Here is a 13,584-nt window from a genome sequence, read left to right as displayed (position 1 = left end):
GGTAAAAATCACAGCACGGAAGGCAATAACCCCACCAGCCGCCCTTCTTCCAGAAGCTGCATCGCCTTATCAATATCCGGCGCAAAGAAGCGGTCGTCATCGTAGTGCGTAACGTGCTCGCGCAGCGTATGACGCGCCTGCTCCAGCAGCGGGCTGGATGTTAGCCCTTCGCGCAAATCAATACCCTGACACGCCGCCAGCCACTCCACCGCCAGCACGCCGCGGGTGTTAGAGGCCATCTCCCACAGACGACGCCCGGCAGCCGGGGCCATCGACACGTGATCTTCCTGGTTGGCTGAGGTTGGCAGGCTGTCCACGCTGTGCGGGTGCGACAGCGCCTTGTTCTCGCTTGCCAGTGCCGCGGCGGTGACCTGGGCGATCATAAAGCCCGAGTTCACGCCGCCGTTACGCACCAGGAATGGTGGCAGCTGGGACATGTGCTTATCCATCATCAGCGCGATTCGACGCTCAGACAGCGCCCCGATTTCGGCAATCGCCAGCGCGATATTATCTGCCGCCATCGCCACCGGCTCGGCGTGGAAGTTGCCGCCAGAAACCACCTCGTTTTCCTGGGCAAACACCAGCGGGTTATCGGACACCGCATTGGCCTCCACCAGCAGCACTTCTGCCGCCTGGCGCAGCTGAGTCAGGCATGCGCCCATCACCTGCGGCTGGCAGCGCAGGGAATACGGATCCTGCACCTTCTCGCAGTTATGGTGTGATTCGGCAATGTCGCTGGTATCGGTAAGTACGTGGCGGTACATGGCAGCGGCATCAATCTGACCGCGCTGGCCGCGCACCTCGTGGATGCGGGCATCGAACGGACGACGCGAGCCGAGCACCGCCTCAGTGGTCAGTGCACCGCACACCACCGCCGAGGCGAACAGATCTTCCGCTTCAAACAGACCGCGCAGCGCGAAAGCGGTCGACGCCTGCGTGCCGTTGAGCAGCGCCAGCCCCTCTTTTGCCGCGAGGGTGATCGGCGTTAAACCGGCTTTTTTCAGCGCCTCTTTCGCAGGCAGCCACTCCCCTTGCCAGCGCGCCTGGCCTTCACCCAGCAGGAGCAGCGACATATGCGCCAGCGGCGCCAGATCGCCGGAGGCGCCGACGGAGCCCTTCGCCGGGATCCACGGATAAACTTCCGCATTGACCAGCGCCATCAGCGCCTGGATCACGCTCAGACGAATGCCGGAAAACCCACGCGCCAGGCTGTTGATTTTCAACACCATCATCAGGCGGACGATCTCATCGTCCAGCGGCTGGCCAACCCCCGCCGCGTGCGACAGCACCAGCGAACGCTGTAAATTCTCCAGATCGTGCGTGGCGATGCGGGTCTGCGCCAGCAGGCCAAACCCGGTATTGATGCCGTAGGCGGTGCGCCCCTCCGCCACAATCGCCTCCACGCAGGCCACGCTGTCGTTAATGGCACGGTGGGCGCTTTCATCAAGGGAGAGTGTCACCGGCTGACGCCAGACGTGACGCAGCTGTTTGAGCGTCAGCGAGCCGGGAGTAAGTGTTAACGCGTTCATGCAGGCTTTCCTTGTGTGGCGGGGATCATCGGCAGGTTCAGGCCCTGCTCTTTGGCACAATCAATGGCAATCTCGTAACCCGCATCCGCGTGACGCATCACGCCGGTTGCCGGGTCGTTGTGCAGCACGCGAGCGATACGCGCGGCCGCTTCATCAGTTCCGTCACAGACGATGACCATCCCGGAGTGCTGGGAGAAGCCCATCCCGACGCCGCCGCCGTGGTGCAGCGACACCCAGGTCGCGCCGCTGGCGGTGTTCAGCAGGGCATTCAGCAGCGGCCAGTCGGAGACCGCATCCGAGCCGTCGCGCATGGCTTCGGTTTCACGGTTCGGACTGGCGACAGAGCCGGAGTCCAGGTGGTCGCGGCCAATGACGATCGGCGCGGAGACTTCGCCGCTGCGCACCATTTCGTTAAAGGCGAGGCCGAGTTTTTGCCGCCACTCCAGCCCGACCCAGCAGATACGCGCCGGCAGGCCCTGGAAGTTAATGCGCTCGCGCGCCATATCCAGCCAGCGATGCAGGTGTTCGTCATCGGCGACAATCTCTTTCACTCTGGCATCGGTTTTGTAGATATCCTCCGGATCGCCGGACAGGGCAACCCAGCGGAACGGCCCAATGCCGCGGCAGAACAGAGGACGGATATAGGCGGGCACGAAGCCGGGGAAGTCAAAGGCGTTATTCACACCCATCTCTTTCGCCATCTGGCGGATGTTATTCCCGTAATCAAAGGTCGGAATACCCATCTTACTGAAGGCCAGCATCGCGGAGACGTGTTCCGCCATGGCGCGTTTAGCCGCCAGTACCGTGCCCTCAGGATCGGTTTCCGCTTTTTGCTGGTAGTCTTCCCACGTCCAGCCTTTTGGCAGATAGCCGTGGAGCGGATCGTGAGCGCTGGTCTGGTCGGTGACCAGATCCGGACGCACGCCGCGCGCCACCAGTTCCGGCAGAATATCCGCCGCGTTGCCGCACAGGGCAACCGACACGGCTTTGCCTTCAGCGGTGTACTTTTTGATGCGCGCCAGCGCGTCATCGAGGTTGTCGGCCTGTTCATCGACATAGCGGGTACGCAGACGGAAATCGATGCGGCTCTGCTGGCACTCAATGTTCAGGGAGCACGCGCCCGCCAGCGTCGCGGCCAGCGGCTGCGCGCCGCCCATGCCGCCCAGTCCGGCGGTGAGCACCCAGCGGCCTTTCAGTGAGCCGTTATAGTGCTGACGGCCCGCTTCCACGAAGGTTTCATAGGTGCCCTGCACAATCCCCTGGCTGCCGATGTAGATCCAGCTACCCGCGGTCATCTGGCCGTACATGGCCAGCCCTTTTGCGTCCAGCTCGTTGAAGTGTTCCCACGTCGCCCAGTGCGGCACCAGGTTGGAGTTGGCAATCAGCACGCGGGGCGCATTTTTATGGGTTTTGAATACGCCAACCGGTTTGCCGGATTGCACCAGCAGCGTTTCGTCGTTTTCGAGATTCGTCAAAGACTCGACAATCGCGTCATAGCACGCCCAGTTGCGTGCGGCGCGGCCAATGCCGCCGTAGACCACCAGCTCGTGGGGATTTTCTGCTACCTCAGGATCAAGGTTGTTCATCAACATGCGCAGCGGTGCTTCGGTGAGCCAGCTTTTTGCGGTGAGCGTGGTGCCGCGCGCGGCGCGGACATCCTGCTTGCGGTATTTATCTGACGACATTGTGTGTTCCTCATAAGGGACAGATGATGCATTTAGATATACTTGTATAGACAAGCACACACAAGGTCGGATTTAACAAAAAAGATACAATTTTGCTATATTGCGTTAGCGATCACGCTTATAAAACTTATGACATAAAGTGGCCCTGCAACCGGTAGCGATTTCCCGGGAACAGCAGCTTCGCATGCGACACAATTTGCGAGGACGACCAGGTACGACGGCGGATCAGCAGGCAGGGATCGTGCTCTTTAATACGCAACAGCTCGCATTCCTGCGGCGTGGCGCGCACGGCTTCCACGATATGCTCCCCTTCCGTCAGCGGGGCGACGAGCGAGAGATACGCATGCGGTGTGGTTTGGGTGTAATCCTGATTCAGATAGTCCGGTATCCGCTCCGCGTTGACGCAGCGATCTTCAATCTGGACCGGAATGTCGTTCTCATAGTGCACCATCACCGAATGGAAAATCCGGGTGCCCTCGGTAACGTTCAGCTCGATGGCCTGTTCGGCGCTGGCCTGCGTCTCTTCAAGCACCAGCACCTCGCAGTGGTGCTGATGGTTGCGGGCGGCAATTTCATCGGCAATGCTGCGGATTTCAAACAGCGCCGACTGTCCTTTTGGCTCCGCCACAAATGTCCCGACCCCTTGCAGGCGCACCAGCAACCCTTCATCGGTCAGTTCACGCAGTGCGCGGTTGATGGTCATTCGGCTAAAGCCAAACTGCGCCACCAGCTCGGCCTCGGACGGAATGCGGTCGTGCGGGCGCCAGACGCCGGCGGCGATTTTTTCGCTGATCGCCTGCTTCACCTTTTCGTAAAAAGGCGCGGGAGGACTCGGCTGCGGCAGGGGCGAGCGTGAAAACATCATGACTCCTTGAATGTTGTTATGCCCACCAGTGAGCAATTTGCCAGGCCAGTCGGGCGGCAAGCTTCGCCCCCTGACCGTCCCGATCGTAGTGCGGATTAAATTCCACCAGATCCGCCGCCTGTAGTTTACCGCTTCGGCAGATACGCTCAATCACCGGGAACAGATCCAGCGCCGGGATCCCCAACGCCGCAGGGGCGGACACGGCGGGCATTTCTGCGGCAGGCAGCACATCGAGGTCAACGGTGAGATAAACCCGGTCTGCCTGCGTAAGCACGCTATCCAGCGCGGATAGCGCATCCCGGCGAAAATCGAGATCTTCAACCAGCGTCACGTTCAACCGCTCAGCTTCCTCCCACAGCGCCTGAGTATTCGCCGCACGGCTTACCCCCAGGCAGGCGTAGTGAAACACCCGAGACTGAGACGCGCAGTAGTGCGCCAGCTGGCGGAACGGCGTGCCGGACGTTGCCCGTTCAGCCTTGCGTAAATCGAGGTGCGCATCCAGGTTGATCACCGCAATGCGATCGTTCGGAAAGGCGTCCAGCACGCCGCGCCCGTGCGCCCAGGCGGTTTCATGTCCACCGCCGAAAACCAGAGTACGCATCCCGGATTGCTGGCACGCGGTTATGGCCTCGCTCAGCGCCTGCTGTGCCGCCTCCAGCGCGTGGCCTTCAACATAAACAGAACCCATATCCACGAGGCGCGCATGCCCCTGATGGCTCGCCATATTCGCCAGCGCGCCGCGCAACACATCGGGCGCCTGTGCAGCACCGGGCCTGCCCTGGTTACGCTTAACCCCTTCATCACATTCAAAGCCCAGCAGGGCAATGCCTGACGGCACGGGAGAAAAGTGTTCGCGCTGCTGTATGGTCTGGAAGAGACGTTTCGCGGTGCTGGACTCGGCGCTGTCGTCACGCCCCTGCCAGACCTGCGGGGAGACGGGATGCCATAGTTTCATGCTACCTGCCCCCGAAACACGCGTTGATGCAAAGGATTCCGCCCCGGCTCGTAAACCATCTCAACCGGATGATTCGCCTCCCAGACGACGAAATCAGCCACATAACCGGGCTTTAACTGCCCGTGCGTCGCAGCACGTCCTAGCGCCTGCGCCGCATGCCGCGTCACGCCAGCCCAGGCCTCTTCCGGCGTGAGGCCAAACTGGACGCAGGCCATGTTCATTGCCAGATGCAGGCTGGCAAACGGACTGGTGCCCGGGTTGTAGTCGGTAGCCACCGCCATCGGCACACCCTGCTCTCTGAGCTGCGCCACCGGTGGACGCTGGCGCTCCTGAAGAAAATAGAACGCGCCGGGGAGCAATACCGCCACCGTGCCGCTTTGCGCCATCGCCTGAATACCTGCATCATCGAGATACTCAATATGATCGGCCGACAGCCCTTTATACTGGCTGACCAGCGCCGCGCCGCCAAGATTCGACAGTTGTTCTACATGCCCTTTTACCGGGATCCCGAGCGCGGCGGCGGCCCGGAACAGGCGCTCGGTTTGCGCCGGGGTAAAGCCGACGTTTTCACAAAACACGTCCACCGCTTCAAATAACTCTTTTTGCCACAGCGTGGGCATGATCTGCTCACAGACCAGCGCCAGATAGGCATCCGGATCCTGTCGGTACTCGGCAGGAACGGCGTGCGCGGCCAGCAGCGTCGGGCTGATATCGACCAGATTATTCAGGCTGAGCTGGCGGGCAACCAGCAGCATTTTCTCTTCGGCTTCGGCATTCAGACCGTATCCTGATTTGATTTCAACGGTCGTTACGCCTTCATTCATCAGCCGCTGGAGTCGCTGCTGCGCCACCGTCAGGAGCGTTTCCGGCGAACTGTTGCGGGTGGCCGTGACCGTGGCGTTAATTCCGCCGCCCTGCGCGCTAATGGTCTGATATGACACGCCGTTAAGCCGTTGCTCCCATTCCGCTGCACGATCGCCGCCGAACACCAGGTGGGTGTGGCAATCGATCAGGCCGGGAGTAACCAGACGCCCGTCGAGATCGACACACTGACAATGCCCGGAGGGGATCTCGGATTCAGGAATAATGGCCAGAATCGTCTGGCCGCGCACAACGAGGGCATGTTGTTCTCTCAGGCCGTAGGGTTCCGCCTCGCCTGTCGCCAGGGTTGCCAGTCGCGCATTTCGCCATATAACATCATCGGGATTAAGCTGCTGCATGTGCCTTCCACTTGTCATGGGTTGTATAGACATTTATTTTCATCTGCCGCCTGCTGTCAACCGCATTGGGGGAAAATGTTATTTATTTGTGATGACTTTCCCGTCGCCTGCGGGCAAAAATGCAACTTTTCCGGTTTTTATCTTCCCGTTTCGCTCAACTTAGTATAAAAAAGCAGGCTATTTCGTCTATCCAGATAAGACTTGCATACCCAGGAGCATTACCTTGAATATTTCCAGGATTTCCCGTCTGGCGTTGGCACTCGCCTTTGGCGTGACTTTATCCGCTTGCAGTTCAACACCACCGGATCAGCAACCTTCTGAGCAGGTTGCTCCGGGCACCGCTTCCCGTCCGATCCTGTCAGCGGCTGAAGCGAAGAACTTCACCCGTGCGCACTATTTCTCGGCGATGGATCCCAATGCAGCCCCGTGGACGCCTTCTTCTATTAACCTGCCGAAACAGCCAGACTTCGTTGTCGGCCCGGCCGGGGCGCAGGGCGTTACACACACCTCTATTCAGGCAGCCGTTGATGCCGCAATCACCAAACACAGCGCATCTCGTCAGTACATTGCCATCCTGCCGGGTGAATACGAAGGAACCGTTTATGTTCCGGCGGCACCGGGAAGCATTACACTTTACGGCCTGGGCGAAAAAGCGGTCGACGTAAAGATTGGCCTGGCGATTGATTCAGAGATCGACAGCACCACCTGGCGCCATCTGGTAAACCCGGCCGGTAAATACATGCCAGGTAAACCGGCGTGGTATATGTTTGATAACTGCCAGCGCAAGCGTGCCGCCACCATTGGCGTGATGTGTTCGGCGGTATTCTGGTCACAAAACAATGGCCTGCAATTGCAAAACCTGACCATTCAGAACACCCTGGGCGACAGCGTTGACGCAGGTAATCATCAGGCCGTGGCGCTGCGTAGCGATGGCGACAAGGTACAGATTAACAACGTCAATATCCTGGGCCGCCAGAACACCTTCTTCGTGACCAACAGCGGCGTGCAGAATACCCTTCAGAACAACCGTCTGACGCGTACTCTGGTCACCAACAGCTACATTGAAGGCGACGTGGATATGGTCTCTGGCCGCGGCGCGGTGGTATTTGATATCACCGACTTCCGCGTGGTGAATTCACGTACGCAGCAGGAAGGTTACGTCTTTGCACCGGCCACGCAGTCTAACCTGTTCTATGGCTTCCTGGCCGTGAATAGTCGCTTTACTGCTGCTGGCGATGGCGTGGCGCAGCTTGGTCGCTCTCTGGACGTGGACTCCGCCACTAACGGCCAGGTAGTGATCCGCGACAGCGTGATTAACGAAGGCTTTAACATGGCGAAACCGTGGGCGGATGCGGCGATCTCGAAACGTCCTTTCTCCGGCAACACCGGCACGGTGGATGATAAAGACAACGTGCAGCGTAACCTGAACGACGCTAACTTCAACCGCATGTGGGAATACAACAACCGCGGTCTGGGTAGCAAAGTGGTTGCTGAGCCGAAGCAGTAAAATGCCTGCTGCCGGGTGGCGGCTGCGCCTTACCCGGCCTGCCACATGCATTAACCGCGCATAAAAAACCTCGCATTTGCGAGGTTTTTTTTCGTCTACGGATCAATGAGCGTTAATCACAACCCACATCGGCCCTTGTCCGACCGCATAGCGTCCTTTCTCTTCCAGTAGACCCTGCACGCCCTGGATTTCATAGAGCGCAATGTGGTGGGATTTCTGCCCCGCCGCAATCAGGTACTTGCCGCTGTGGTCGACATTAAAGCCGCGCGGCTGGGTTTCAGTTGGCTGGAAGCCTTCAACTGCCAGAACGCTGCCGTCTTCAGAGACGCTGAAGACGGTGATCAGACTGGAGGTACGGTCACAGGCATACAGGTGACGGCCATCCGGCGTGATGTGAATGTCTGCCGCCCAGCGTGTGTCAGAGAAATCAGATGGCATCATGTCCAGCGTCTGTACGCACTCGATCTGCCCGTTAGGATCGTTCAGCTCCCACACGTCTACCGAGCTGTTCAGCTCGTTAACGACATAGGCATACTGCTGATTCGGATGGAAGACCATGTGGCGCGGGCCTGCGCCTTCAACGGTGGTGACTTCCGCCGGGCTCTGCGCGACCAGATGGCCGTCATCGCTCAGGGTAAACAGGCAGATGCGGTCCTGCTTAAGCGCTGGCACCCACAGCGTGCGGTTATCCGGCGAAATGTTGGCTGAGTGGCAACCTTCGAGCCCTTCTACCACGTCGACGGTTTCAACGGGAATACCGTCTTCCAGGCGGGTGACGCTCACGGAGCCTGCATTGTAGGAGCCGCTGAAGATAAAGTTGCCTTTATGGTCAGTGGAAATATGGGTCGGGCTGCCCGGCAGCGGGGCTTCTGCGGTATAGGTCAGCGCGCCGTCATCCGGGGAGATGCGGTATGCCAGTACGCGGAATTCGGGGCGTACGCCGACATAAAGAAAACGTTTATCCGGGCTGACGACCATCGGCTGCACCTGGCCTGGCACATCAACAACCTGAACCAGCGTAAGCGAACCTTCTGTATTCAAACGCCAGACATGGATCTGCTGACTTTCAGGACTGGCGGTATAAACGGTTTGTTTCATGAATACTCCTGATTATTTTTAACGGTGAATGCTGAATTGTAGTCCGGGATTTTGCAGGGTTCCGCTCTCGGTGTACCATCCCGACAGACCTTAAATTCAACATTAACCCGGAAGAAAAAATGACCTCGCGAGTGATTGCCCTGGATTTAGACGGAACACTGCTTACCCCTCAGAAAACCCTGCTCCCCTCTTCTCTTGAGGCCCTCAAACGAGCCCAGGAAGCGGGGTATCAACTTCTCATCGTAACGGGTCGACATCACGTAGCCATTCATCCTTTTTATCAGGCACTGGGCTTAGATACACCTGCAATTTGTTGTAATGGCACCTATTTGTATGATTATCAGGCAAAAAAGGTTTTAGCCTCCGATCCGCTTCCCGTTACGCAGGCGCTGCAATTGATTGATTTACTGGATGAGCACGCCATTCACGGCCTGATGTATGTGGATAACGCCATGGTGTATGAACGCCCTACCGGCCATGTGATCCGCACCAGCAACTGGGCTCTGTCTCTGCCGGAAGCGCAGCGTCCGGTGTTTACTCAGGTTTCCTCCCTGCGCCAGGCGGCGGAAGACGTCGAAGCAATCTGGAAATTTGCCCTGACCGATGAAGACACCGCCAAACTGAATACCTTCGCAAAACTTGTCGAGCATACGCTGGGTCTGGAATGTGAATGGTCCTGGCACGATCAGGTGGATATCGCCCGCAAAGGCAACAGCAAAGGAAGGCGTCTGACCCAGTTCGTTGAATCGCAGGGCGGATCAATGCAGGACGTAATTGCTTTCGGCGATAACTATAACGACATCAGCATGCTGGAAGCGGCCGGAACGGGCGTGGCGATGGGTAATGCCGATGACGCGGTGAAAGCGCGCGCTGACGTGGTGATTGGTGATAACACCACCGACAGCATCGCGCAGTATATCTATACCCACCTGCTGTGATCAGGCGGTTATGGAAACGCTCTTGATTTGCGCGTAAAGCCACAGGCCAGGCTTGATACCCAGCTCATCCCTGGCCCACGGGCTGATGCGCGCCCACAGCGTTCTGCTGCCCACTTCCAGCTGCACTTCCACCTGGCCGTTATCATCAAAACACTGCGCCACTTTTGCGCGCAAAATATTGCGGATACTGGTTTGCAGCGGCGGTTGCAGGACCAATGAGACATCCGACGCCTGAATGCGGATCCGTAACGTGGACTGAATCGGCGTATCGATTTTATTCACCCACAAATGCTGATCGCCCAGCGCCAGCGCGGTCATCGCGTAGTGCGGATGGTGCTCCAGCACGCTCACCTTCAGAATGCTGCTCTGCTGCTCCTTTGGCAGCCATGGATGCATAACGCTGCTGCCCCACACCTCCTCCAGATTGCCGAATGCCTTCACCCTGCCCGCTTCGAGCACCAGCACTTTGTCGGCCAGATGTAAAATCTCATCCAGCGAATGGCTGACGTAGAGCATTGGCACATTGATTTCCCGCGCCAGACGTTGCAGATACGGCAGCAGCTCGCGCTTGCGCGGAATATCCAGCGAGGCCAGCGGCTCATCCAGCAGCAGCAGTTCCGGCGCGGTTAACAGGGCGCGGCCAATCGCCACACGCTGTTTTTCACCACCCGACAGCGACGACGGCAGACGATCCAGCAGCGGTTCGATGCCCAGCAGCGCCACCAGCTTATTGAACTGTCCGGCCATGCTTTTTGCCATGCCGTAACGCAGGTTCCCGCGAACGCTGTAGTGCGGAAACAGGCGCGCATCCTGAAACACATAGCCGATACGGCGTTTGTCCGGTGACAGGCAGACCTTCTTCTCCGCGTCATTTAAGACGCGGTTATTTAGCACAATACGGCCAGACTGGGGACGCGTCAGGCCGCTAATCGCATTAATCAGAGACGTTTTCCCCGCCCCGGACACGCCAAAAATGGCGGTGATACCGCTGGCAGGCAGCGTTTCGTTCAGCGTCAGGGTGTGACTGCCCAGGGTTTGCGTAAAGTTGAGTTCCAGCATCACGATTTCCCCATCCGTTCACGGCTGAGGCGCGCCAGCCACTCAGACACCAGCAGCGAGACCAGAGCGAGCACAATCGAAATAATACACAGCCGGGCCGCCGCACCTTCGCCGCCCGGGGTCTGAATCAGGGTATACATGGCCGACGGGATGGTCCGCGTCTCGCCGGGAATGTTCGACACAAAGGTGATGGTCGCGCCAAACTCACCCAACGAGCGGGCGAAGGCTAACACCGTACCGACGATAATGCCCGGTAACGTAAGCGGAAGCGTAATGGTCAGGAATACCCGCCAGCGGCCTGCGCCCAGCGTGCGGGCGGCCTGTTCTAACCGGATATCCACCCCTTCCAGCGCCAGGCGGATAGCGCGCACCATCAGCGGGAAGGACATTACTGCCGCGGCCAGAACCGCGCCGCGCCAGCTGAAAGCAAAGGTCAGTCCGAACCAGTCGTACAGCCACTCGCCAATAACGCCGCGTCGCCCCATGGAGATCAGCAGCAGATAGCCGACCACCACAGGCGGCAAGACGAGCGGAAGATGAAGAACACTGTCGAGCAGGGCTTTGCCTGGAAACTTCACGCGAACCAGTAACCAGGCAAAGAACACCCCAAAGGGCAAACTCAGCGCAACCGCCAGGGAAGAGACTTTCAGGCTCAGCAGCACGGCCTGCCATTCAGGTTCGGTCAATATCATTCGTGAGTCGTAAATCCGTAACGTTTAAAGATAGCGGACGCTTCCGGCCCCTTCAGGTAGTCAACGAAGGCCGTCACGCTCGCATTTTTATGCCCATCAACTATCGCAACAGGATATTCCACTTTCTTATGCGAGTCTTCCGGGAAGGTACCCACTACCTTCACGCCTTTACTGGCGACGGCATCGGAGCCGTAAACGATCCCGAGTGGCGCTTCGTTACGCTCCACCAGCGCCAGCGCGCCACGCACATCTTCTGCGGGAGCCAGCTTCGGCGATAAGGTTTCCCATGCGCCAAGTTTTTGCAGCGCTTCTTTCGCATAAATCCCGGCAGGAACATGCTCCGGATCGCCCACCGCCAGACGACCACCGTTGAGCAGACGGGTCCAGTCCGTCTGTTTGTTGATGGCGATGTCGCCCTGCTTGCTGTTTGCGGGTGCAACCACCACCAGGCTATTTCCCAGCAGCGTTTCGCGGGTAGCCGTATCAACAGATTTTTTCTCCACCGCGTAATCCATCCATTTCTGATCGGCAGAGATGAACAGATCCGCGGGCGCCCCCGCTTCAATCTGGCGGGCCAGCGTGGACGAGGAGGCAAACGACGAGACCACCTCGACGTTTTTCTCTTTTTTGTATACCGCAGCAATATCCTGCATCGCGTTAGTCAGCGACGCCGCCGCAAAGACCGTGATTTTTCCTTCATCCGCCAGCGCGTGGCCGGTGAGTGAGAGAGTCAGCGTTGCCCCTGCGAAAAGGCGTACCCATGAACGTGCCATTTGAAGCTCCTGTGCGTATCGTTATATACAAATAAATATAACGATATATCGCAGGCGTTCCTAGCGCTAAATCGTACCCATTAATGCGTAAACTCAAGGAACGTTGTAAAAGATATCGGCGGGAGAGGAATAAACTTGAGAGCAAAACGCCCGGGCTGGCCGGGCGTTTTGGAGGAAATCATTGCTGCTTTTTAGGCTGGTCACGACGATGACCAATGTTCGAAAAGACGTTGAACACTTCACCCAGGCCGTAGATGGCACCGAGGATGATAGCCATCACTACTGGCACCATGATTACCGCGAATACCAGACTTTTCAACAACTCTAACATGGTTTTCTCCAGATCTTGTGAACGGCTTATTCTACCCTGAAAAGTAAGAAAAACATCCCCTTTTGTGCGGTGCGCTTTCCGCCCCCGGGCATTTGGGTCACAATAGCCTTTTTGCCGGGACACTGTTATGCAGGCCGAAATTCTCCTCACCCTACGACTTCAGCAGAAGCTTTTCGCCGATCCGCGACGTATCGCCCTGTTAAAACAAATAGAACAAACTGGCTCGATTAGCCAGGGAGCAAAAAACGCCGGCATCAGCTATAAAAGCGCCTGGGATGCGATTAACGACATGAACACCCTGAGTGAACACACGCTGGTTGAGCGCGCCACCGGCGGGAAAGGCGGCGGCGGCGCCGTGTTGACGCGTTACGGGCAACGTCTGATCCAGCTCTACGATTTACTGGCGCAGATCCAGCAAAAAGCATTTGATGTGCTGAGCGATGACGACAACCTGCCGCTGGACAGCCTGCTGGGCGCCATCTCCCGTTTCTCTTTGCAGACCAGCGCTCGTAACCAGTGGTTTGGTACGGTGACGGGGCGCGATCATTCGCAGGTGCAGGAGCATATTGAGATCCTGCTCGCGGACGGCACGACGCGCCTGAAAGCCGCCATCACCGCGCAAAGTGGTCAACGCCTTGGGCTGAACGAAGGTCAGGAGGTGCTGGTATTACTCAAAGCGCCCTGGATCGGCATCGCGCTGAACCCTGAGCAGGCCGCAGAGGCCGACAACCAGCTGCGGGGACGCATCAGCCACATCGAGCGCGGCGCAGAACAGTGTGAAGTGCTGATGACCCTGCCGGATGGACAGTCGCTCTGCGCCACCGTTCCGGTGAACGACGCGACCGAATTAGACGAAGGTGCTGTGGTGACCGCATATTTCAATGCAGACAGGGTAATTATCGCCACATTGTGCTAAGCGCATTGACAACCCT

General features: G+C 58.2%; 13 protein-coding genes. 3 read left to right on the top strand and 10 right to left on the bottom strand.

What is annotated here, in order from left to right; genetic code table 11:
• Nucleotides 1-8: 8 nt before the first annotated feature.
• From hutH to hutI, 5 genes are all read right to left on the bottom strand, one after another.
• Nucleotides 9-1,529 (bottom strand): histidine ammonia-lyase, encoded by a 1,521-nt coding sequence (gene hutH, locus ACOTZD_RS10475; protein WP_003858532.1) that lies wholly within the window; start codon nt 1,527-1,529, stop codon nt 9-11.
• Nucleotides 1,526-3,214, bottom strand: coding sequence for a urocanate hydratase (gene hutU, locus ACOTZD_RS10470; protein ID WP_003858533.1), 1,689 nt, complete (start codon nt 3,212-3,214; stop codon nt 1,526-1,528). Before hutU ends, hutH begins: the two co-directional genes overlap by 4 nt.
• A gap of 127 nt (nt 3,215-3,341) precedes the next feature.
• Nucleotides 3,342-4,076, bottom strand: coding sequence for a histidine utilization repressor (locus tag ACOTZD_RS10465; RefSeq protein ID WP_003858534.1), 735 nt, complete (start codon nt 4,074-4,076; stop codon nt 3,342-3,344).
• Nucleotides 4,077-4,095: 19 nt separating this feature from the next.
• Complete coding sequence (hutG, locus tag ACOTZD_RS10460) at nt 4,096-5,034, bottom strand: formimidoylglutamase (RefSeq protein ID WP_003858535.1); 939 nt, start codon at nt 5,032-5,034, stop codon at nt 4,096-4,098.
• A complete protein-coding gene (hutI, locus tag ACOTZD_RS10455) occupies nt 5,031-6,254 on the bottom strand; it encodes an imidazolonepropionase (protein WP_174402007.1) in 1,224 nt (407 codons plus the stop codon). Before hutI ends, hutG begins: the two co-directional genes overlap by 4 nt.
• A gap of 223 nt (nt 6,255-6,477) precedes the next feature.
• Here hutI and ACOTZD_RS10450 point away from each other — a divergent pair, with 223 nt between their 5' ends.
• On the top strand, nt 6,478-7,761 hold the full coding sequence (locus ACOTZD_RS10450) for a putative acyl-CoA thioester hydrolase (protein WP_174402006.1): 1,284 nt from the start codon (nt 6,478-6,480) through the stop codon (nt 7,759-7,761).
• A gap of 102 nt (nt 7,762-7,863) precedes the next feature.
• Here the strand turns inward: ACOTZD_RS10450 and pgl are convergent, their stop codons facing one another.
• The gene (gene pgl, locus ACOTZD_RS10445) at nt 7,864-8,859 is read right to left on the bottom strand and encodes a 6-phosphogluconolactonase (protein WP_022650634.1); all 996 of its coding nucleotides are present in this window, start codon (nt 8,857-8,859) and stop codon (nt 7,864-7,866) included.
• A gap of 119 nt (nt 8,860-8,978) precedes the next feature.
• Between pgl and ACOTZD_RS10440 the strand changes: the two genes are divergently transcribed.
• Nucleotides 8,979-9,797 (top strand): pyridoxal phosphatase, encoded by an 819-nt coding sequence (locus ACOTZD_RS10440; protein ID WP_023324340.1) that lies wholly within the window; start codon nt 8,979-8,981, stop codon nt 9,795-9,797.
• On the opposite strand, the gene modC is transcribed toward ACOTZD_RS10440, so the two are convergent.
• The 4 genes from modC to ACOTZD_RS10420 form a co-directional block, all read right to left on the bottom strand.
• Nucleotides 9,798-10,856, bottom strand: coding sequence for a molybdenum ABC transporter ATP-binding protein ModC (gene modC, locus ACOTZD_RS10435; RefSeq protein ID WP_003858541.1), 1,059 nt, complete (start codon nt 10,854-10,856; stop codon nt 9,798-9,800).
• Nucleotides 10,856-11,548, bottom strand: coding sequence for a molybdate ABC transporter permease subunit (gene modB, locus ACOTZD_RS10430; RefSeq protein ID WP_022650632.1), 693 nt, complete (start codon nt 11,546-11,548; stop codon nt 10,856-10,858). The genes modC and modB overlap by 1 nt, the downstream gene beginning before the upstream one ends.
• On the bottom strand, nt 11,545-12,321 hold the full coding sequence (gene modA / locus ACOTZD_RS10425; RefSeq protein WP_022650631.1) for a molybdate ABC transporter substrate-binding protein: 777 nt from the start codon (nt 12,319-12,321) through the stop codon (nt 11,545-11,547). The genes modB and modA overlap by 4 nt, the downstream gene beginning before the upstream one ends.
• A gap of 178 nt (nt 12,322-12,499) precedes the next feature.
• The gene (locus ACOTZD_RS10420; RefSeq protein WP_003858549.1) at nt 12,500-12,652 is read right to left on the bottom strand and encodes an AcrZ family multidrug efflux pump-associated protein; all 153 of its coding nucleotides are present in this window, start codon (nt 12,650-12,652) and stop codon (nt 12,500-12,502) included.
• A 127-nt stretch (nt 12,653-12,779) separates the two neighbouring features.
• Here ACOTZD_RS10420 and modE point away from each other — a divergent pair, with 127 nt between their 5' ends.
• Nucleotides 12,780-13,568 carry a molybdenum-dependent transcriptional regulator gene (gene modE / locus ACOTZD_RS10415; RefSeq protein WP_048210461.1) on the top strand — a complete coding sequence of 263 codons (789 nt, stop codon included), beginning with the start codon at nt 12,780-12,782 and terminating at the stop codon, nt 13,566-13,568.
• The last annotated feature ends 16 nt before the right edge of the window (nt 13,569-13,584 follow it).

The organism is Enterobacter cloacae complex sp. SHL022, assembly GCF_049237785.1.
GTDB lineage: Bacteria > Pseudomonadota > Gammaproteobacteria > Enterobacterales > Enterobacteriaceae > Enterobacter > Enterobacter hormaechei_C.
This window is presented reverse-complemented; position numbering and strand designations above follow the sequence as displayed.

What these genes read in the sequence shown, in the direction of transcription:
- modA (WP_022650631.1), bottom strand. Translation starts at nt 12,321, where the DNA reads ATGGCACGTTCATGGGTACGCCTTTTCGCAGGGGCAACGCTGACTCTC.
- ACOTZD_RS10420 (WP_003858549.1), bottom strand. Translation starts at nt 12,652, where the DNA reads ATGTTAGAGTTGTTGAAAAGTCTGGTATTCGCGGTAATCATGGTGCCA.
- ACOTZD_RS10465 (WP_003858534.1), bottom strand. Translation starts at nt 4,076, where the DNA reads ATGTTTTCACGCTCGCCCCTGCCGCAGCCGAGTCCTCCCGCGCCTTTT.
- pgl (WP_022650634.1), bottom strand. Translation starts at nt 8,859, where the DNA reads ATGAAACAAACCGTTTATACCGCCAGTCCTGAAAGTCAGCAGATCCAT.
- modC (WP_003858541.1), bottom strand. Translation starts at nt 10,856, where the DNA reads ATGCTGGAACTCAACTTTACGCAAACCCTGGGCAGTCACACCCTGACG.
- modB (WP_022650632.1), bottom strand. Translation starts at nt 11,548, where the DNA reads ATGATATTGACCGAACCTGAATGGCAGGCCGTGCTGCTGAGCCTGAAA.
- hutU (WP_003858533.1), bottom strand. Translation starts at nt 3,214, where the DNA reads ATGTCGTCAGATAAATACCGCAAGCAGGATGTCCGCGCCGCGCGCGGC.
- hutH (WP_003858532.1), bottom strand. Translation starts at nt 1,529, where the DNA reads ATGAACGCGTTAACACTTACTCCCGGCTCGCTGACGCTCAAACAGCTG.
- hutI (WP_174402007.1), bottom strand. Translation starts at nt 6,254, where the DNA reads ATGCAGCAGCTTAATCCCGATGATGTTATATGGCGAAATGCGCGACTG.
- ACOTZD_RS10440 (WP_023324340.1), top strand. Translation starts at nt 8,979, where the DNA reads ATGACCTCGCGAGTGATTGCCCTGGATTTAGACGGAACACTGCTTACC.
- modE (WP_048210461.1), top strand. Translation starts at nt 12,780, where the DNA reads ATGCAGGCCGAAATTCTCCTCACCCTACGACTTCAGCAGAAGCTTTTC.
- hutG (WP_003858535.1), bottom strand. Translation starts at nt 5,034, where the DNA reads ATGAAACTATGGCATCCCGTCTCCCCGCAGGTCTGGCAGGGGCGTGAC.